General features: G+C 41.3%; 19 protein-coding genes. 13 read left to right on the top strand and 6 right to left on the bottom strand.

Annotated elements, in window-relative coordinates; translation table 11 throughout:
• The first annotated feature begins 121 nt into the window (after positions 1-121).
• The gene (gene rho, locus C8D94_RS11555) at positions 122-1,756 is read left to right on the top strand and encodes a transcription termination factor Rho (RefSeq protein ID WP_115124121.1); all 1,635 of its coding nucleotides are present in this window, start codon (positions 122-124) and stop codon (positions 1,754-1,756) included.
• 395 nt (positions 1,757-2,151) lie between these two features.
• Here the strand turns inward: rho and C8D94_RS11550 are convergent, their stop codons facing one another.
• Positions 2,152-3,009, bottom strand: coding sequence for a T9SS type A sorting domain-containing protein (locus tag C8D94_RS11550; RefSeq protein WP_170134771.1), 858 nt, complete (start codon positions 3,007-3,009; stop codon positions 2,152-2,154).
• Between the two features lie 119 nt (positions 3,010-3,128).
• Between C8D94_RS11550 and C8D94_RS11545 the strand changes: the two genes are divergently transcribed.
• A complete protein-coding gene (locus tag C8D94_RS11545) occupies positions 3,129-4,904 on the top strand; it encodes a M14 family metallopeptidase (RefSeq protein WP_394340216.1) in 1,776 nt (591 codons plus the stop codon).
• On the opposite strand, the gene C8D94_RS11540 is transcribed toward C8D94_RS11545, so the two are convergent.
• Positions 4,872-5,495 carry an NUDIX hydrolase gene (locus C8D94_RS11540; RefSeq protein WP_115124118.1) on the bottom strand — a complete coding sequence of 208 codons (624 nt, stop codon included), beginning with the start codon at positions 5,493-5,495 and terminating at the stop codon, positions 4,872-4,874. The two genes, C8D94_RS11545 and C8D94_RS11540, sit on opposite strands and share 33 nt — an antisense overlap.
• A 7-nt stretch (positions 5,496-5,502) precedes the next feature.
• Between C8D94_RS11540 and pyrE the strand changes: the two genes are divergently transcribed.
• Positions 5,503-6,156: an orotate phosphoribosyltransferase gene (pyrE, locus tag C8D94_RS11535; protein WP_115124117.1), complete on the top strand. Its 654-nt coding sequence runs from the start codon at positions 5,503-5,505 to the stop codon at positions 6,154-6,156.
• Between the two features lie 22 nt (positions 6,157-6,178).
• Complete coding sequence (locus C8D94_RS11530; protein ID WP_115124116.1) at positions 6,179-6,571, top strand: SRPBCC family protein; 393 nt, start codon at positions 6,179-6,181, stop codon at positions 6,569-6,571.
• 2 nt (positions 6,572-6,573) lie between these two features.
• Here C8D94_RS11530 and C8D94_RS11525 read toward each other — a convergent pair whose 3' ends face one another.
• The gene (locus C8D94_RS11525; protein ID WP_170134770.1) at positions 6,574-7,305 is read right to left on the bottom strand and encodes a biotin--[acetyl-CoA-carboxylase] ligase; all 732 of its coding nucleotides are present in this window, start codon (positions 7,303-7,305) and stop codon (positions 6,574-6,576) included.
• Between the two features lie 83 nt (positions 7,306-7,388).
• On the opposite strand from C8D94_RS11525, the gene rsfS reads away from it, so the two are divergent.
• The 6 genes from rsfS to C8D94_RS11495 all read left to right on the top strand — a co-directional run bounded on the left by rsfS (position 7,389) and on the right by C8D94_RS11495 (position 12,195).
• The gene (gene rsfS / locus C8D94_RS11520) at positions 7,389-7,760 is read left to right on the top strand and encodes a ribosome silencing factor (RefSeq protein ID WP_115124114.1); all 372 of its coding nucleotides are present in this window, start codon (positions 7,389-7,391) and stop codon (positions 7,758-7,760) included.
• 15 nt (positions 7,761-7,775) lie between these two features.
• A complete protein-coding gene (gene ftsH, locus C8D94_RS11515) occupies positions 7,776-9,785 on the top strand; it encodes an ATP-dependent zinc metalloprotease FtsH (protein WP_115124113.1) in 2,010 nt (669 codons plus the stop codon).
• Positions 9,786-9,884: 99 nt separating this feature from the next.
• Positions 9,885-10,481 (top strand): LUD domain-containing protein, encoded by a 597-nt coding sequence (locus C8D94_RS11510; protein ID WP_115124112.1) that lies wholly within the window; start codon positions 9,885-9,887, stop codon positions 10,479-10,481.
• Positions 10,482-10,484: 3 nt separating this feature from the next.
• The gene (locus tag C8D94_RS11505; RefSeq protein ID WP_115124111.1) at positions 10,485-11,288 is read left to right on the top strand and encodes a phosphatidate cytidylyltransferase; all 804 of its coding nucleotides are present in this window, start codon (positions 10,485-10,487) and stop codon (positions 11,286-11,288) included.
• On the top strand, positions 11,278-11,928 hold the full coding sequence (locus tag C8D94_RS11500) for a phosphatidylserine decarboxylase family protein (RefSeq protein ID WP_115124110.1): 651 nt from the start codon (positions 11,278-11,280) through the stop codon (positions 11,926-11,928). The genes C8D94_RS11505 and C8D94_RS11500 overlap by 11 nt, the downstream gene beginning before the upstream one ends.
• Positions 11,929-12,195, top strand: coding sequence for an acyl-CoA-binding protein (locus C8D94_RS11495; RefSeq protein ID WP_115124109.1), 267 nt, complete (start codon positions 11,929-11,931; stop codon positions 12,193-12,195).
• 57 nt (positions 12,196-12,252) lie between these two features.
• Here the strand turns inward: C8D94_RS11495 and C8D94_RS11490 are convergent, their stop codons facing one another.
• Both C8D94_RS11490 and C8D94_RS11485 read right to left on the bottom strand, forming a co-directional pair.
• Positions 12,253-12,495: a hypothetical protein gene (locus tag C8D94_RS11490; RefSeq protein ID WP_115124315.1), complete on the bottom strand. Its 243-nt coding sequence runs from the start codon at positions 12,493-12,495 to the stop codon at positions 12,253-12,255.
• A 96-nt stretch (positions 12,496-12,591) separates the two neighbouring features.
• Positions 12,592-15,222, bottom strand: a complete 2,631-nt coding sequence (locus tag C8D94_RS11485) for a valine--tRNA ligase (RefSeq protein WP_115124108.1) — start codon at positions 15,220-15,222, stop codon at positions 12,592-12,594.
• 133 nt (positions 15,223-15,355) lie between these two features.
• On the opposite strand from C8D94_RS11485, the gene C8D94_RS11480 reads away from it, so the two are divergent.
• On the top strand, positions 15,356-15,745 hold the full coding sequence (locus C8D94_RS11480) for a DUF1573 domain-containing protein (RefSeq protein WP_115124107.1): 390 nt from the start codon (positions 15,356-15,358) through the stop codon (positions 15,743-15,745).
• 57 nt (positions 15,746-15,802) lie between these two features.
• On the opposite strand, the gene C8D94_RS11475 is transcribed toward C8D94_RS11480, so the two are convergent.
• Positions 15,803-17,095 carry an aspartyl protease family protein gene (locus tag C8D94_RS11475; protein ID WP_170134769.1) on the bottom strand — a complete coding sequence of 431 codons (1,293 nt, stop codon included), beginning with the start codon at positions 17,093-17,095 and terminating at the stop codon, positions 15,803-15,805.
• A 152-nt stretch (positions 17,096-17,247) separates the two neighbouring features.
• Here C8D94_RS11475 and C8D94_RS11470 point away from each other — a divergent pair, with 152 nt between their 5' ends.
• Positions 17,248-18,438: a pyridoxal phosphate-dependent aminotransferase gene (locus tag C8D94_RS11470; protein WP_115124105.1), complete on the top strand. Its 1,191-nt coding sequence runs from the start codon at positions 17,248-17,250 to the stop codon at positions 18,436-18,438.
• Positions 18,438-19,451, top strand: coding sequence for a UDP-N-acetylmuramate dehydrogenase (gene murB, locus C8D94_RS11465; RefSeq protein ID WP_115124104.1), 1,014 nt, complete (start codon positions 18,438-18,440; stop codon positions 19,449-19,451). Before C8D94_RS11470 ends, murB begins: the two co-directional genes overlap by 1 nt.
• The last annotated feature ends 6 nt before the right edge of the window (positions 19,452-19,457 follow it).

Below are 19,457 nucleotides of genomic sequence, written 5' to 3'. Positions count from 1 at the left end.
GTAACATCAATTCGTAACCATCTCAATAAAGGTTACTTAGTCTTCGATATAATTTTCAATAAAATTATCTTCTTAACGAAACGATTTTTTACAATCAAATAATCATTATTCACATACTTACATGTTAGAAATTTCAGAATTAAAGGCAAAGAAGCTACCTGAGCTTCAAGAACTAGCAAAAACACTAAAGGTTCCCAAATATAGAAGCCTTAAAAAATTAGACCTGGTATATCAAATACTGGATTACCAAGCAGCAAACCCAAAAGTGGTTAAAGCTGTAGTTGCAGACGATGAGCAGGACAGTAAAGCTGCACCTGCAAAAAAAGAGGAAACTACAACTAAAAAAGCTCCCCAAAAACAGGCTCCCCGAAGCAACACCAAAGATAAAGGTGCTGACAATAAAAGACAGCAAAAACAAAAAAGCAGCAGTCGTAACGACTCCAAGGACAAGGAGCAAAAGCAACAGAGCCAATCCAACAAAAAGGAAAAATCGAGCTCCAACGACAATAGGCACCAACACCAAAAAGACTCCAATAAGAGCAACAAGAACGATAACCGAAATAACAATCGTTCCAACACCAAACAGAAAAACAACGGAAACAAAGACACCCGAAACCGCTATAAGGAACCAGATTATGAGTTTGACGGCATCATAGAAAGTGAAGGTGTACTGGATATCATGCAAGATGGCTATGGCTTTTTACGTTCCAGTGATTACAACTATCTTTCATCTCCAGACGACATCTATGTATCCCAATCGCAAATACGATTGTTCGGCTTAAAAACCGGAGATACGGTATTGGGTGAGGTTCGCCCACCAAAAGAAGGTGAAAAATACTTCCCACTCATAAAAGTGAACAAAATAAACGGTCTTAACCCTAACGTGGTACGCGACCGTGTTTCTTTTGAGCATTTAACTCCGCTATTCCCGCAGGAAAAATTCAATATTGCTGAAAAGCAGAGTACCATTTCAACCCGTATTATAGATCTGTTCGCCCCAATTGGGAAGGGACAGCGTGGGATGATAGTGTCGCAACCCAAAACGGGTAAGACCATGTTGCTGAAGGATATAGCCAATGCTATTGCAGCAAATCACCCAGAGGTATACCAAATTATATTGTTGATAGACGAACGTCCCGAGGAGGTTACGGACATGCAACGTAATGTACAGGGCGAGGTTGTTGCCTCTACCTTTGACAAGGAGGCCACAGAACACGTGCGCGTTGCCAATATAGTGATAGACAAAGCCAAGCGATTGGTAGAGTGTGGTCACGATGTAGTGATCCTCTTGGACTCCATTACACGTTTGGCAAGAGCTTATAATACCGTGCAACCTGCAAGTGGAAAAATATTGAGTGGTGGTGTAGACGCAAATGCACTGCACAAACCAAAACGTTTCTTTGGAGCTGCCCGTAATATTGAAAATGGAGGCTCGTTAAGTATTATCGCAACGGCATTGACCGATACTGGAAGTAAGATGGACGAAGTAATCTTTGAAGAATTTAAAGGAACAGGTAACATGGAACTGCAATTGGATAGAAAGATATCCAACCGCCGTATCTTCCCTGCCATAGACCTCACCTCTTCCAGCACACGTAGGGACGATATATTGCTGGACGAAAACACGATCCAACGTATGTGGGTAATGCGTAAGTACCTGGCCGATATGAACCCTGTTGAAGCTATGGAGTTTATCAACGACCGCTTTAGACAGACCAAAAACAATGAGGAGTTCCTTATTTCAATGAATGGGTAACCCATAACCAGAAACAAGCAATTCTTATAATTTATAATAAAGAAAGCCCGGCTCAATGCTGGGCTTTTTAGTGTCGTAAAATTATGGAATAAAGGAGTTCCTCTCAATCCTTAAAGCAAATCTTTAACGTTGCTGAACCCCGTTTACCAAATATTCTAAGAGACACAATATGGTCATGTCCCTATCTTGTAACTTCACCTTGGAGATTGTTTGAACTGCCTTTACAACTTACTCTACCCGTACTTTACAAACCCAACAAATAGTGTTTCAAGGCAAGCAAGCACATGTATATTTTACAGCTTCTAAGATAAGAATACTCGCTTTTCACACACTAAAGTATAAAACAAAAAAAGAGCCCGGAAAACCGGGCTCTTAAATTATAGAGTGTGTTATGCTTATTGCTTAACGATTTTCTCAACAAGAGTACCAGCAGAAGTTACTACGTTCAATACGTAAACACCATTTGCAAGGTTAGAAGTGTTGATAGTTCCGTTAGACAAAGTAAGACCTGTATCTCTTCCAAGAACGTCTACCAAAGTAGCAGACTCAATCTCGATGTTTGAAGGAATGTTCACATTCAACACATCATTGGTTGGGTTAGGGTATACAGAAGCAACATCAGCAATGTTATCTCCAACGCTCAAAAGAGGCTCATCTACCAATGTCCAAGACAAAGCAGTGAAATCCTGACCGATAAGAGTTGAGATGTTAGTCCAATCTGTAGCACCTACACCGAACAAGTCACCCTCGTCAATTAATACTGGCTGTACATCTGGAGTAGAAGCACTACCTGCCCAGTTGAAACGACCATCTCCACCAGAAGCTCCAGTTACTCTAGGAGCAATAGACATCCAGTAGTTACCAGCTGGAAGAACTACTTGAGATCCACCGTTAGCATCGGTAAAGTTTACACGGAAAACAGTAGTACCATCATCCTGTACCAATTCGAAACCAGAACCTGTAATGTCAATGTTTGAAATATCATACAAAGCATCTCCAGCAGATGGAGTACCGTCTGGCACATCAGCACCGTTGGCGTAAACAAAAACATCAAATCCTTCCAAGAAAGGCTCAATAGCAGCTCCAGAAGAAGTAAATCCGTTGATCAATATGTTACCAAGAGCAACGTCAGAAGATACAGTAAAGTAATCTGCACAGAAAACTCCAGCATCATCAGCACCATTGGTACTAATCAAACCAGTTCCAGTTGGATCATCGGCAGCTCTCTCTACAAGAACGTTTTGAGCATTCATCGTAACAGCACCTAATGCAAGAGCTGCTAGTAAAGTAAATTTTTTCATAATAATTTGAATTAAAAGTTTAATATTGAATTACAAATATAAAAAACCATTTCAATTATCAATACAAATCCATGAAAATTTCAGATAAAAAATTATCATCAATATACAGTATGCTTTATTTCGTTGCTATTTTTAGCATGGTAGGTTGTTCAGAAAAAAGCAGAAAAAATAATTTTGACTTCACTACCCATTTTGAAAAATCCTCTGGAACCGAGACACCCACTTACCAAGAGGTTATAACATTTTACAACAACCTTTCAGAAGCACACAACTCCATTGCCATGTATGAAATGCAAAGGACCGATAGCGGCAAACCATTGCATTTAGTGACCTTTAACCCCAATAGGTCCTTCGAGTCTGAGTTCTCTAAAAACGATAAAAAGAGCGTCCTGCTCATCAACAACGGCATACATCCCGGGGAGAGCGATGGGATTGACGCATCCATGCTCTTGATGCGCGACCTGGCCGAAGGGAAAATCCCAGCTCCAGAAAATCTCATCGTTGCTGTAATACCAGTTTATAATATTGGCGGCGCCCTTAACCGAAATTCCCATACCCGTACCAACCAAAACGGTCCAGAGGAATATGGTTTTAGGGGAAATGCCCGAAATTATGACCTTAACAGGGATTTCATTAAAGCAGATACGAAGAACGCTCGTGCCTTTGCCAATATCTTCAGGATCGTGAAGCCAGACTATTTTATAGACAACCATGTAAGCAATGGAGCAGATTACCAGTATACGCTCACACACCTTTTTACACAGCACAACAAGCTAGGTGGCAGGTTGGGCGAATACCTGAACACTTCTTTTATGCCCAAACTGGAGGACAGTCTTCAAAAAAACGAATGGGATATTACTCCTTACGTAAACGTTTTCAATAAATCTCCAGAGGCAGGATTTACACAGTTTATGGATTCCCCACGCTACTCAACCGGGTATACAACATTGTTTGGCACCGTTGGCATGATGGTAGAGACCCATATGCTAAAGCCCTACAGACAAAGAGTGGAGGGCACTTATAAATTAATGGAACAATTTATAAAAATAGCCGATGAAGATTCAGAATTGGTACAGAATCTAAAAAAAATAGACCGTGACCTCTACAAACCGGGAGACAAGTACCCTATCCAATGGAAAGTGGACAGCAGTAAAACAGCCACACTTCAGTTTAAAGGATATGAAGCATCACAAATACCCAGCGAAGTAACGGGCCAACAAAGACTGAAATTTGACCGCGACAAACCTTTTACGCGAGATGTTACCTATTACAACACTTTTGCACCATTGGCAAGTATTACGATTCCTGAAGCCTACATTGTCCCAAAGGGATATTGGAACGTACTGGACTTACTAAAACAGAACAAAATACATTATGAAACAATACAACGCGATACCATTATTAAAGCGCAAGTTTACCACATAAAAGATTATAAAACCTTTCAAAACCCTTACGAGGGCCACTATCCCCACTACAGCACCCAAGTGGAGGCCACCACTGAAAATGTTGAGGTAAAAAAAGGCGACTACTGGTTCAGCACAGATCAGGACGGGGTGAGGTATTTAATTGAAACGCTGGAGCCGTCCGCCCCAGATTCATTCTTTAACTGGAATTTTTTCGATGCCATCCTTCAGCAAAAAGAAGGGTTTTCGCCCTATGTATGGGAAGATAAGGCCATGGAATTCCTAAACGAAAATCCAGAGATTCAAAAACAGTTTGAAGCCAAAAAAAGGCAGGACCCCAGTTTTGAGGCCAACTGGTTCTTGCAATTGGACTGGATACATAAGCAAACCCCCAATTACGAGAAAGCTCATTTAAGATACCCTATCGTTAGGGTGGGTGGTTAAATATTCCTTGGGAAAGAGCAATTTTATATTCTCGTAGGAGTCTTGGAGGGCTTTCTGTGCTTTTTCAAAATTTTTCCAGCGCACTTTTTTAATGCCTTCATTGGCCTCTGGGATGAGTTCCCCGTCATAGTCTGTGTACATTTCGTACCAGTAGGTTATCTTCAGCTTAAATTTATCGTTACGTTTAAAAACGTGGTACGTTTTTGTTATAAAACGCTTCACCTTCAGGTCCTTCACCCCTGTTTCCTCCATGGTTTCGCGTACTGCGGCTTCTTCAAAGCTTTCCCCCTTTTCCATCTTACCCTTTGGGAGGTCCCATTTCCCGTTTCTGCGAATAAATAGAATTTCCTTTTTTGGATTAAAAACCATGCCTCCCCCGGCTTCCACTACTTTAAGTTTCTTACGAAGGAACTTTTCCAGCTTCTCCGGGTTTTTGTGGTATAGATTCACATACAGTAACTCGCCATTGTTAATCTTCTTGATGATTTTTTTGAAACGCGCCAACTTTATGGGAATGGACTTATAATTGCTGCCTATTTTTTTTTCGGTAGAAAGTATTATAGGGATGTCTTTGACAAAAACTTTATACATTTGCAGTATGATTTTACATAAAGAAACAGCGCATAAAACAGCTGAATTATTGCTGCAAATTAATGCAATAAAATTGCAACCACAAAAACCTTTTACATGGGCTTCCGGTTGGCAATCTCCAATTTATTGCGACAACCGCATTACGCTCTCCTATCCAATCATCAGGACCTATTTACGAGAGCAACTTGCAAAACAAATTGAGGAACTCTACGGAAAACCAGACGCCATAGCAGGTGTGGCAACGGGTGCCATTGGCATTGGCATGCTTGTTGCGGACTACCTGAACGTTCCCTTTTGCTATGTCCGCCCCGAGGCAAAAAAGCACGGCCGGCAGAACAAGATTGAAGGTTTTGTGGAAAAGGGTGCAAATGTTGTCGTCGTAGAAGACCTTATAAGCACCGGCAAGAGCAGCCTCCTTGCAGTAAAAGCACTTAACGAAGCAGGCGTGAACGTAAAGGGTATGGTAGCCATATTTACCTATGGTTTTGATGTTGCTTCAGAAAATTTCAAAAAAGAGGACATTACCCTGCACACCTTGAGCGATTACGAACACTTACTGGTACAGGCAGAAAGATCACATTATATAAATACGGAAGAAGCTGCCATACTCTCACAGTGGAGAAAAGACCCAGCCAATTGGAACCCAACCGTAAAACTATAACGCAACACCCCAAACATATACTATGAAAATTGAAAGCAAGAAAGTGACCGTTCAAAAATCTGCAACAGAGTTGTGCAACTACTTAAGTGACGTAAAGAATTTTGAACAGCTCATGCCAGAGAACACGAGCAAGTTTGAGGTGATCAACGAAAAAGCCTTTGTATTTGCCCTTAAAGGAATGCCAGAAATAGCACTGGAAGTAAAGGAAGTGAACCCTCCCAACCAAGTTATATTGGGCGCTATGAGCGACAAGTTGCCTTTTACCCTAACCGGAAATGTCACACAAGTAGCTGAGGAGACATCGCAAGCCCAACTATTGTTCGAAGGTGATTTCAACCCTATGATGAAGATGATGATTAAAGGGCCTATTACCAAGTTCTTGGAGACTTTGGCAACCAACCTAGAGACTGTATAGTTTTAGAACAATAGCTTAATTTCCTTTAAGCCATACTCCACGATCGTGTCGTCTTCATGGGAAACCCGCAGTTTCCCAAGTGGAGAAACACCTAAGATGATCCCATTAATCTTAAGCCCAGCTTCAGTCTGAAAAGTTGAGACCACATTTCTTTTGAACAAAAGGTCGTGATAGTCTTGTTGTACTGTTCCAAATGTGGCACAAGGCATTCCTTTTAATCTTTCAAACACAAGTGTCGCTACGGTATGAACCACTTCATCGATAGTAAAGGTTTTTCCGGTTATCAATTTAAGCGAACTCGCTTGTGGAAGTCCTTCAAAAAATGTTTCATTTACATTGAGCCCAATACCGATAATGCCAGAGGAAATTTCACTTCCTTTTAGTTGGTTTTCAATTAAAATGCCTGCCACTTTTTTACCTTGTGACATTATGTCGTTAGGCCATTTTATAGCAACCTTGGGTATCTCTAGTACTTTCAGGGCATCCACAACTCCTTGCGAAACCAGCATATTCAGTAAAAACTGCTCTGTGGCCCGAAGTCCCGAAAACCGCTTAAACAGGCTACAGGCAAGACTTTTCCCTGCTTGGCTTTGCCATACAGAGCCGTGTTGTCCCCTGCCCTCCTGTTGCGTTGTTGCCGTGACCACAAGCTCATCTCCAACCTGGCCTCGTGCAACAAGTTCCCGCAAGTAGCTATTGGTGGAAGGGATGGCATTAAGTTTGATTATATCCAAAGGAAATATTTAAAATTACTTGCGTCGTAGAACGGCGTTAAAGAAACAAAAAAGTGATAACTTTGCACAAATAAATTTTTTGAATGCCAAAAAAAGAAAACGACAACGACATACTGGTAGCCCACATTATAAAGGGTATTGAAGAAGTGAAAGGTCAAAATATTGAAATATTGGATCTTAGGGAGTTGGAAAATACAGTTTGCGACTACTTCATAATTTGCGATGGTACCTCGAATACACAAGTAAATGCCATTGTAAACTCCATACAAAAAACAGTTAGCAAGAGCTTGCAGGAAAAAGCTTGGCACATTGAAGGTACCGAAAATGCCGAATGGGTCTTGATGGATTACGTGCATATTGTAGTACACGTGTTCCAGAAACACATCAGGGAATTTTATGATATTGAAGGCCTTTGGGGAGACGCCAAAACTGTTAAAATAGAAACCACTTACTAAAAAAACCTACGCCGCATGGCTAACGAGAATAAAAAACCTGAAATGCGCAAACCCAAGTTTAACTACTATTGGGTATATGCCATCATCTTTGTAATTGTAATCCTGTTCAGTCAGTTTTTTGGAGGTGGCTTATCCCAACCAGCTAAGACTACACAGGCAGATTTCCAGAAGTTTCTTCGCGACGGGGATATTGAAAAGGTTGAAATTGTAAACAAGAAAGTTGCAAAGATCTATTTGACCCCAGAAGCGAAACAGAAGGAAATCCACTCGAAAAAAACAGACAATTCCTTCCTATCTCCAGGTGCGAACGAAGCTACCTATCAATTTGAGTTTGGGGATCTACAGAATTTTGAGAACAGTATCAATACCATAAAAGCAGAGAACGACCTGAACACGAAAGTGGTTTGGGATACCGAGACCAACCTATTGGCCGAGTTCCTACCCTCCATAATTTTCTTTGCCGTAATCATTGGTATTTGGATATTTATCATGCGCCGTATGAGTGCTGGTGCCGGTGGAGGTGCCGGTGGGCAGATATTTAATATTGGAAAGTCCAAAGCAAAACTATTTGACGAAAAAACCGATGTTAAAACATCCTTTAAAGATGTTGCAGGACTAGAGGGCGCTAAAGAAGAGGTTCAGGAAATTGTAGATTTCCTGAAAAACCCTGAAAAATATACTTCCCTAGGAGGAAAAATCCCCAAAGGAGCACTATTGGTAGGACCTCCCGGAACCGGTAAAACCCTATTGGCAAAAGCCGTTGCGGGCGAGGCACAAGTACCGTTTTTCTCACTTTCGGGATCAGACTTTGTTGAAATGTTCGTGGGTGTGGGAGCTTCCCGTGTACGTGACCTTTTCAAACAAGCAAAGGAAAAATCGCCGTCAATCATCTTTATCGATGAAATTGATGCCATTGGTCGTGCTAGGGGAAAAAGTAATTTCTCTGGATCTAACGACGAAAGAGAAAATACATTAAACCAGTTATTGACCGAAATGGACGGATTTGGCACCAATACCAACGTGATCGTTGTGGCTGCTACCAACCGTGCCGATGTACTGGACAAAGCCCTAATGCGTGCTGGACGTTTTGACAGACAGATATATGTAGACCTGCCGGACGTTCGTGAACGTAAAGAAATTTTTGAAGTTCACCTTAGGCCTCTAAAACAAGACGACTCGCTGGACACAGATTTCTTGGCGAAGCAAACCCCTGGGTTTTCGGGAGCAGATATTGCCAATGTTTGTAATGAAGCAGCCCTCATTGCAGCCAGAAAAGAAAAGAAAGCTGTTACAAAACAGGACTTCTTGGATGCTGTGGACAGGATTGTAGGCGGTCTAGAAAAGAAAAACAAGATAATTACACCGGACGAGAAAAAAGCAATTGCATTCCACGAAGCAGGTCACGCTACAGTAAGCTGGATGCTGGAACACGCTGCGCCTTTGGTAAAAGTAACCATTGTGCCACGTGGGCAGTCTTTGGGAGCTGCTTGGTACTTGCCGGAAGAACGCCTTATTGTTCGCCCAGAACAAATGCTGGACGAAATGTGCGCTACCATGGGTGGACGTGCTGCCGAAAAAGTGATTTTCAACAAAATATCTACGGGTGCCTTGAGCGATCTTGAAAAAGTGACCAAGCAAGCCAGAGCCATGGTAACTATTTATGGCCTAAATGAAACAATTGGAAACTTGACTTATTACGATTCTTCTGGGCAGACAGACTATAATTTCAACAAGCCCTATAGTGAAAAGACTGCCGAGTCTATAGACAAGGAAATTTCAAAAATCATTGAAGCCCAATACCAACGTGCCATTAAACTCTTGGAAGACAACAAGGACAAACTTACATTGCTGGCAGAAGAGCTTTTGGAAAAAGAAGTGATTTTCAAGGAAAGTCTCGAACGTATCTTTGGGGAACGCCCATTTAAAAAGGCAAAGGAGGTACCACTTACCGAAAAAAGTACTCCTAACGAAACCAACCCTGAAGAGACCGAAACTGAAAACAATACCATTCCCGAAGAGAAATAGTATTGTAATTTCAAAGTTTTGCTGGCTTCAACTTATACTTAGTCAAGATTTTTTATCTTTACATAATTAGGTTATGCATACTCCTCAATTTAAAACCCCATGAGTCTATTTAAAAGACTTTTAAACCCCAAGAAGAATAAGGCTTCAGAAAAAGAAGCAAGAGGAAAATATTACCCAGAGGAGAAACTTCCCATAGACGAAAAGTTTACATACAACTTCAACAAGAACGGTGGGAAATTTCTGTATTGCGAAAACCTTGAGGAAATTCTCGAGGCCTTTGATAATATCCTGATGGAGAACGATTGGTATGAAAAGGATGTTTTTTGCATCAACGAGCAGCTCACTTCTCGATTCGATGGTTTCAATTTAAATTTCAGCAAAAAGGGGAAAGCAACTTTTTTCCTATCAACTTGTGAGAGCTTAGTGGCCAATAATGGATCCATCCTCCTTTCCTCCAACCAAATGAAGGAGAAAAAACTTAATGAACTCCCGGACAACATCGTGATCTTTGCCACGACCAGCCAACTTGTTGACACTATTAGCGAGGGGTTGCGCATTATAAAAATGCAACAGAAAGGAAAGATACCCAGCAATATTACTACCATTCAGGACTTTGAGAGCAAAAAAGAAAAGGACTTTATGAGTTATGGAAGTAGCACAAAAAACCTATATTTGTTGCTACTGGAAGACCTATAATTTATGAAAGAACTTATTGTTCGAACCATTTCGGGATTGCTATATGCCGCCATCATTATTTTCTCGATGTACACTACGCACGAATGGTTAATGGCACTCTTCCTCATACTCGCTGGCATTACCCTTACCGAATTTTTACGTCTGGTACATCTTAAAAGCTACATTTCTTATGCCTTATTGTTGGTGTTCATGTACTTTTTTAGCTACGACGTGTTTGACCAAAACGCCATTTACCTCTACCTCATCCTAACCTGTTTTGTAAACCTATTCTTGCTGAAGGACGTTCTCTGGACAACTAAGATCCCAATGTTCGAGAAAAAGAAATACATCACGGTGATATTTTATGTAATAAGTGGTTTTGTATTCCTTACCCTCATCCCTTTTCAACAAAATGAATTTTATCCCAAGCTCATTATAGGCGTATTTTTATTGATTTGGGGTAACGACAGTGCAGCCTACTTGGTGGGGAAAAATTTTGGAAAGCGCAAACTGCTGGAACGTATTTCCCCCAAGAAAACTGTTGAAGGATTTTTGGGAGGTATCGCTGGGTCTATGTTGGCTGCATTTATTATCTTTAATTATTCTGAAATTTACGACCTCTGGGTCTGGATTTGTCTTGGCATACTGGCATCGTTATTTGGCACAATTGGAGATCTTATACAGTCCAAGTTTAAGCGCCAGGCAGGCGTGAAGGACAGTGGCACCTTAATGCCCGGACACGGCGGTTTGTACGACAGGCTGGACAGCATTATGTATGCCAGCCCATTTTTATATGCGTTTTTATTAATTGTAGATTATGTTTCATAGAGAAGGTCATAAAATAATTTTAATCACACTAATAATAGTGATCGTTTTAAGTGTAACGGCCAATTATTTTGTTGGTGACCAATTGTATCGCGGCGGTATTATACTAGCACTGGTTGTGTTCTTGATTTTGATCCTTCAATTTTTCAGAAACCCAAAGAGACATTTTCCCCTGAACGAGAACCATATACTATCACCGGTAGATGGTAAGGTTGTAGTAATTGAAGAAGTGTTCGAAAAAGAATACTTTAAGGACAAGCGCTTACAGGTTTCAGTATTTATGTCCCCTATTAATGTTCACGTTACGCGCTATCCCGTGGGTGGAAATGTAATGTACAGTAAATATCACCCCGGCAAATATTTAGTAGCGTGGCACCCAAAATCCAGTGAAGAGAACGAGCGTACCACCGTGGTAGTAAAGTCTGAAATTTTTGGCGACGTATTGCACAGGCAAATTGCGGGCGCACTGGCAAAGCGCATTGTAAATTACGCCAAGGAAGGGGAAACCGTAGCACAGGCCAGCGATAGCGGTTTTATAAAATTTGGGTCTCGGGTAGACATCTACTTGCCCGTGGACACAAAAATAAACGTGTCCCTAAACCAAAAAGTAAAAGGGGGCATTACGGTTTTAGCAGAAAAATAAATGACATCCGAAGAGCTAGATATCGCCTTTAAAAAAGCTGTAAAGAGCATCAACGAGCATACCGAACCTTTTCCGGCAGATGTCCTGCTACGCCTCTACGCCTACTATAAAAAAGCAACCAATAGCGATGACCGCCCCAGTGGCAGCAACCCATTGATAAGCGCTTTTAAAACCAACGCACTATTCCAAACAAAGGAAATGACCATGGACCAAGCCAAGCAAGCGTATATAGACGCCGTACGGCAGTATTTTTTGTATAGGAAATAAAAAAATGGCAACCTAATTATGTAGACTGCCATTTTAGTGTAAGTGTTTGAAAAGTATTTACGCCTGCTGCGCCTTGTTGAACTTTATCTCGTACTCTTCCATCGCCTCACGAATGTTATCAACATTGTCCGAAGCTCTCTGGTGGGCCTCTTCCATCACCTTTTCAAGGTCTTTGTCCGGGTTTTGAAAAAGATCGGTAATAATGTGGTTAATCTTGTCGATAATACTCTCCTGGCTGTTCTTTACATCTTCCAGTTTGTTGAGCATCGTTTGCATCTGTTCATACTTTGCCTGTTCCATGATATTAAGTTTTAAACCAATATACATAGAGAAACAGCTCAAAAACGCACTTTTAACGCTGTTTTAGAACAATTTAGAACTTTTTAACGGGTTGTGCTACTGCAATCCGGCCAAACTAGCTTTAATGGTCTCGATCTTGGCAAGGGCGTCTGCCTCTTTTTGTTTTTCCATCGCTACCACTTTTTCAGGAGCTCCGGAGACAAAACGCTCGTTGCTCAGTTTTTTTTGTACGCTCTTTAGGAAACCTTGGGTATAGCTAAGCTCTTCGGTGAGTTTTGCTATTTCTTGTTCAACATCTATGGCACCTTCAATAGGGATAAAATATTCGTTGGACTTTACACGGAAAGTCAATGCGCCATCCACAGCGGTATCCACGTTGTTTAGGGCTGAAACGTTACCCATCTTTTCAATAACTGCATTAAATTGGGTACTGGAGTTCTCGTTATTGATGACCGAAAGGGAGATAGCATCCTTAAAAGAAATATTCTTCTGTTTCCTGATGGTCCTGATGCCTGAGATTACTTCTGCTGCAAAGTCGAAATCCTTTATCAACTGTTCGTCAATAGTTTCGGTTTTAGGCCATTCTGAAACGATCAAGGCTTCCTCGGGGGTTCTTTCAGCAATGTGTTGCCAAATTTCTTCCGAAACAAAAGGTACAAAGGGGTGTAGTATTTTCAAGTTGTTCTCCAATATACCAATCACTTCGTTATAGGTTTCAGCAGCAATGGGCTTTCCGTACGCAGGTTTTACCATTTCCAATAACCAGGAACAGAAATCGTCCCAGACCAATTTGTATGTGGACATCAGTGCGTCACTTATTCGGTATTTGCTATAATGGTCCTCGATGGTCGCCAACACTTTCTGGAATTTACTTTTATACCAAGTTATTGCAATGGTAGAGGCTTCGGTAGCTTTTTCTGTTTTTGAAACTTCCCAACCGTCTATCAAGCGATAGGCATTCCATATTTTATTTACAAAGCCACTCCCCTGCTTGCACAGGTCCTCGTCGAACATAAGATCGTTCCCTGCAGGCGAGCTCAACAACATTCCCACACGCACGCCATCTGCACCATAGTTGTTGATCAACTCGATAGGATCTGGCGAGTTCCCTAGGGATTTACTCATCTTCCTGCGTTGCTTGTCTCTAACGATACCTGTTAGATACACATTGTTAAAGGGTTTTTCGCCACGGTATTCGTATCCGGCAATAATCATACGAGCCACCCAAAAGAAAAGAATCTCGGGTGCGGTAACAAGGTCGTTTGTGGGATAATAATAGTTTATTTCTTCATTGTCCGGTTCCAAGATACCGTTAAAGACGCTTATGGGCCATAGCCACGACGAGAACCAAGTGTCCAGTGCATCTGGGTCCTGTTTTAAATCGGTTAGCTGTAGTTGGTTATTGCCAGATTTCTCCTGTGCTATGGCTAGCGCTTCTTCCATTGTTTCAGCAACTACGTACTCTTCCTTACCATCTCCATAATAAAACGCTGGGATTTGGTGTCCCCACCACAATTGGCGTGAGATGTTCCAATCGCGAACGTTCTCCATCCAGTGACGATAGGTATTCACAAACTTTTCGGGTACTAAGTTCACTTCTTTCTCCAAAACGGCATCTAGGGCGGGTTGTGCCAGTTCTTTCATGTTCAGGAACCACTGGTCGCTCAATTTTGGTTCTATTACAGCACCGGTTCTTTCGGAAGTTCCTATTTTATTGGTGTGCTGCTCGGTTTTTACGAGAGCACCCAGCTCTTCAAGTTCTTTCACTATTTCCCTTCTCACCACGAAACGATCTTTCCCTTCGTAGTGCATCCCGAAACTGTTCAGTGTGGCATCGTCGTTAAAAATATCAACAACCTCCAGATTGTGCTTATCGCCCAACATCTTATCGTTTTCGTCGTGCGCTGGGGTAACTTTTAGGCAACCAGTACCAAATTCTACATCTACATATTCATCTTCAATAATAGGGACTACACGGTTACTAATTGGAACAATAGCTTTTTTCCCCTTTAAGTGCGCAAAACGCCCGTCATTGGGATTAATGCATATTGCGGTATCTCCCATGATGGTTTCAGGCCTTGTTGTAGCTATGGTCAATGTATCTTCGGAACCTTCAATTTTATAGTTTAAGTAGTACAGATTCCCTTGTTTTTCAACATAGATCACCTCTTCGTCACTCAAAGTGGTCTTGGCCTGTGGATCCCAGTTTACCATACGATAACCTCGATACACTTTGCCTTTGTTGTGCAAGTCTACAAACACCTTGATGACAGATTTGGACAAATCCTCATCCATGGTAAACTTGGTTCGCTCCCAATCGCAGGAAGCCCCTAATTTTTTGAGTTGTTCCAGGATAATCCCACCATGTTTGTGGGTCCATTTCCAGGCGTGTTCCAAAAACTCTTCTCGGGTAAGACTGTCCTTTTCAATACCTTCTTCTTTAAGCTTTGCCACAACTTTTGCCTCGGTTGCGATAGAAGCGTGATCTGTACCCGGTACCCAACAAGCGTTATACCCTTTTAGTCTAGCACGACGTATCAACACATCCTGCAGGGTGTTGTTCAACATATGGCCCATGTGCAGTACTCCCGTAACATTGGGAGGTGGGATTACAATGGTGTAAGGCTCTTTATCATTTACTTCAGAATGAAAAAATCCCTGCTCCATCCAGTAGCTATACCATTTTTCTTCAACCGTTTGTGCATTATATTTTGCGGTAAGTGCCATAGTTTGGTCTAATTTTTGAACTAAGTACAAAAGTAGTACTTACTGTACTATTATAAAATTATTAAAGTGAATAACTTGGTTTGCAGGTTGTGTAAAAGTTAAGTACATTAGCCTGACCAAAATTTTAGAAATCATGAAAAAATTACTCTTATTAGCTGTGATACTTTTTGCTGGATTGGCAATGAACGCACAGGGAAAATTTGAATTTAAGACAGAAACGATTGACTACGGTAAAGTAGCCAAAGGAAGCGACGGAGTTCGCGTTTTTGAGTTCACCAACGTAGGGGACCAACCCATTGTAGTGACCGACGTGAAATCTAGCTGTGGCTGTACAATTCCAAAAAAACCCAAAGGAGCTGTTAATCCTGGAGAAACAGGACAAATAGAGGTAAAATACGATACGCAAAATAAGGTAGGACCTATAAGAAAGACTATTACAGTGTACTCCAATGCGTCTGAGCCTGTAAAAGCGTTAAAGATTAAAGGCGAAGTTCTAGCCGAAGGTAAGAGTGTTATGCAATAAACTTTTACTTTTAGATATAGTAAGAGCCGGTTTTCAATTGAAAATCGGCTCTTTTATTTATAATAGTTTTTTTAGAACGAATTTTATTTTTTGTTCCTCTCCGTTCCTCGAGATGGTAAGGCGAATGGTTCGACCGGCTTTTGAACTGAACAAGGCAGACAACTCGTATAATTTATATTTATACGCTGGCTTGTTGTTTACGGTTACTACCTCGTCGCCTATTTGCAACCCTGCCTCCGCCGCAGGAGAATTTTCACGCAGCTCCGCCACAACAATCCTTGGAGCCAAAAATAAAGAGTAACTCTGTACAACCGGTATAGTTATAGAGCCATTATTGGCATCGCTCTTGGCCATATTCAAGGAGCCCGTCCTGTATTCCTGAACCTCCTTCACGGTAACGGTACCATCGTGCTGAAGGGTAACCCCTGCCATGTTATAATAAAACGGTTTCTTAAAGTTGCTATTCTTCCTCAAATACATTTTTTGTTGGGAATAATCCATAAATACCGTAAACCGCTTTAATATCCCTGCGCCAATAGTTCCTTCCCTATGATTAAAAAAAACAATATTCCGAAGACTCTCCCCATCCGGGAAAGAGGTGCCGATTTCCTTTAAATCGTACGAGCCAATAGACAGACTCTCTATTTTTGAACGTTTTCCGTATATGCTACCACTCAACCCCAAACCCAGATAATCTTCAAAATAATTTTTTGGGAGTTCTGAAATATAATCTGTCTCATCAAACAACCACAGGGCATCGCTAGAGCCTGTGTCCAGTAAAAATAATTTATCCTCAAATCCATTACGTACCGAAACTTTCATTCTTGCAAATGGTTTGTTGGAATGAAACTCCAGAGGAACGACTTCACATGATCTACAAGGATTTTTTTTGCTGAATTTAGGGTTGTATACCGTGAGTTTTTTTGAAGTATAATCTGTCTTGACCAAGAACTTCTTGAAGAAATCGTAACCCAAAATACCATGGATGGGCACTCCCATTCGAGGTGAAAAGTTTAGGGATTGGTCAAAAATCACATACAATGAATGGCTTTTATCCACTGCCTTTCCTACCCTCAATATATTGTTTTGGCTCTTTAGTGCATCTATGCTTCCGCCATCCCCCAAGCCCCTAATAGATGCAGGAACCGCATTTTTAAGCTGTAACGAATCGTTTTGTGCTATACTGAACAGCAATGTAGTGCTAACACCAGTATCCAGTAAGAAAGAAAGTTTTGTGCCGTTGAGTTCTACTGGAATAATGACCAGATTGTTTACTAGCTCAAAAGAAACCTTGTCGCGCTTCACATTTTCAGGCAGTGTAAATCCCTCTTGCCCGTACGATAGTTGCATACTGAAAAACAGCAAAACACTAAAAATAACCGAAAACCTAAGTACAAAAGAAAAACGCATAATCCTCAAGATAAAAAAATAACCCATCTCTACCTATAACTACGTGTATTTATGGAATATATTTCGCAAATTTGTTTACTAATAAAAAACCTATGCCCACAGTATCTTCCAAAGGAGCTAGAATGCCAGAGTCGCCCATCAGAAAATTGGTGCCTTATGCCGAGATAGCCTATAAAAACAACAAAACCGTATTTCATTTAAACATAGGCCAACCAGACATAAAGAGCCCCCAAATAGCGATGGATGCTGTTGCACATCACCATCTCGATATTTTAGCTTATACTCGCTCTGAAGGTTCTGAGCCATACCGTACCAAAATCGCAGCGTACTACAATCGTAATAACATTCCTGTAAACGCGCAAGATATTATTGTTACAACGGGAGGTAGCGAGGCATTACTCTTTGCCATGGGTACCATTGCTGACCAAGGTGACGAAATTATTATACCCGAACCCTTTTATGCCAATTATAATGGCTTTGCCACGGCAAGCGGTGTAAAGATTGTACCTGTAATCTCCAAGATTGAGGATAATTTTGCCCTGCCTCCTATCTCCGAGTTTGAAAAGCTCATTACCCCCAAGACCAAAGCTATACTTATTTGCAACCCGGGAAATCCCACGGGTTATCTATATTCAAGAGAAGAAATAGAGACGCTGGTGAAAATTGTAAATAAACACGATCTATTTCTCGTAGCAGACGAGGTATATAGAGAGTTCACCTATGATGGTGAAAAGCACACCTCCATTCTAGAGATAGAGGGCATGTCCCAAAATGGGATTATAATAGATTCCGTTTCAAAAAGATACAGTATGTGTGGTGCGCGTATTGGGTGCTTAGTTTCACAGAACAATAAGGTGATACAAACCGCCTTAAAATTTGCGCAGGCACGGTTGAGCCCTCCCACATTTGCCCAGATAGCCAGTGAAGCAGCATTAAACACCCCACAAAGTTATTTTGACGAGGTGATTTCCGAATACAAGGATAGAAGAGACACCCTAATAAAATTACTGGAAGAAATTCCAGGAGTAAAGGTTGGCCACCCTAAAGGGGCATTCTACTGTATTGTAGAGCTCCCAGTAAAGGATAGCGACCTGTTTGCCCAATGGTTGCTGGAAAAGTTCGATGTAGATGGACAAACCGTTATGGTAGCGCCCGCCGCTGGTTTTTATTCCAGTGAAGGCGTAGGTAAAAACCAAATACGTATAGCCTATGTCCTACAAAAGGAGAGCCTTATTAAAGCAGTGAATATCTTAAAAGCTGCTTTGAAAGAATACCGCGATTAATGTTTGTAGAAAACCATAAATCCCTTAAGAAATATAACACCTTCGGCATAGATGTAGAGGCTCGGAAATTTGTATCGGTTTCCTCAATTGCCGAATTAAAGGACGTACTGGCCAGCAATCCCGAAGAACCTTTATTTTTATTGGGTGGCGGTAGCAATATGCTGCTGACCAAAGATGTGCAATCCCTCGTAATCCATTTGAACCTAAAAGGAATTTCTATTGTTGGAGAAAATGAAGACACTGTTCATCTAAAGGTAATGGCGGGCGAAAATTGGCACAATTTTGTAACCTATTGCATTGAAAATAACTACGGAGGCATTGAAAACTTATCTTTAATCCCAGGGAATACAGGAACCGCTCCCATACAAAACATTGGAGCTTACGGTGTAGAGTTAAAGGACGTGTTTGTATCCTGCGAGGCAGTACATATTGTAACTGGCGAGCTAAAAACATTCAGTAAGGAGGATTGTAAGTTTGCCTACCGAAACTCGGTATTTAAGAATGAGCTCAAAGGCAAATACATCATCACGAGCGTTGCATTCCAGCTTACCAAAAAAAACCACAAGCTACAGACCTCGTACGGCGCCATAAAAGATCAATTGGCCTCAAAAGATATAGACAAGCCTACCATCAAGGATATTTCAGAAGCAGTGATCGCAATTCGGCAATCCAAGCTTCCAGACCCCAAAACATTGGGAAACAGCGGCAGTTTTTTTAAAAATCCGGTCATTTCGGCTGAAGACTTCCAACAGTTCAGGACCCAACATCCAGAAGCACCCTTTTACGAAGTTTCTCCTACACAGTTCAAGATTCCTGCGGGATGGCTCATTGAGCAGGCTGGCTTTAAGGGCAAGCGTTTTGGTGATGCGGGCATACACAAAAACCAAGCATTGGTCTTGGTAAATCATGGAAATGCAAGCGGAGCCGAAATTTGGGAACTTGCCATCAAGATCCAGAAAAAAGTAAAAGAACTTTTTGGAATCTACATCGAGCCCGAAGTAAATGTTTTTTAAAAAGTT

This window comes from Marinirhabdus gelatinilytica (genome assembly GCF_003353425.1).
GTDB classification, from domain to species: Bacteria; Bacteroidota; Bacteroidia; order Flavobacteriales; family Flavobacteriaceae; genus Marinirhabdus; species Marinirhabdus gelatinilytica.
The sequence above is the reverse complement of the archived record's forward strand: the minus strand, read 5'-3'. Positions and strand labels throughout refer to the sequence as shown.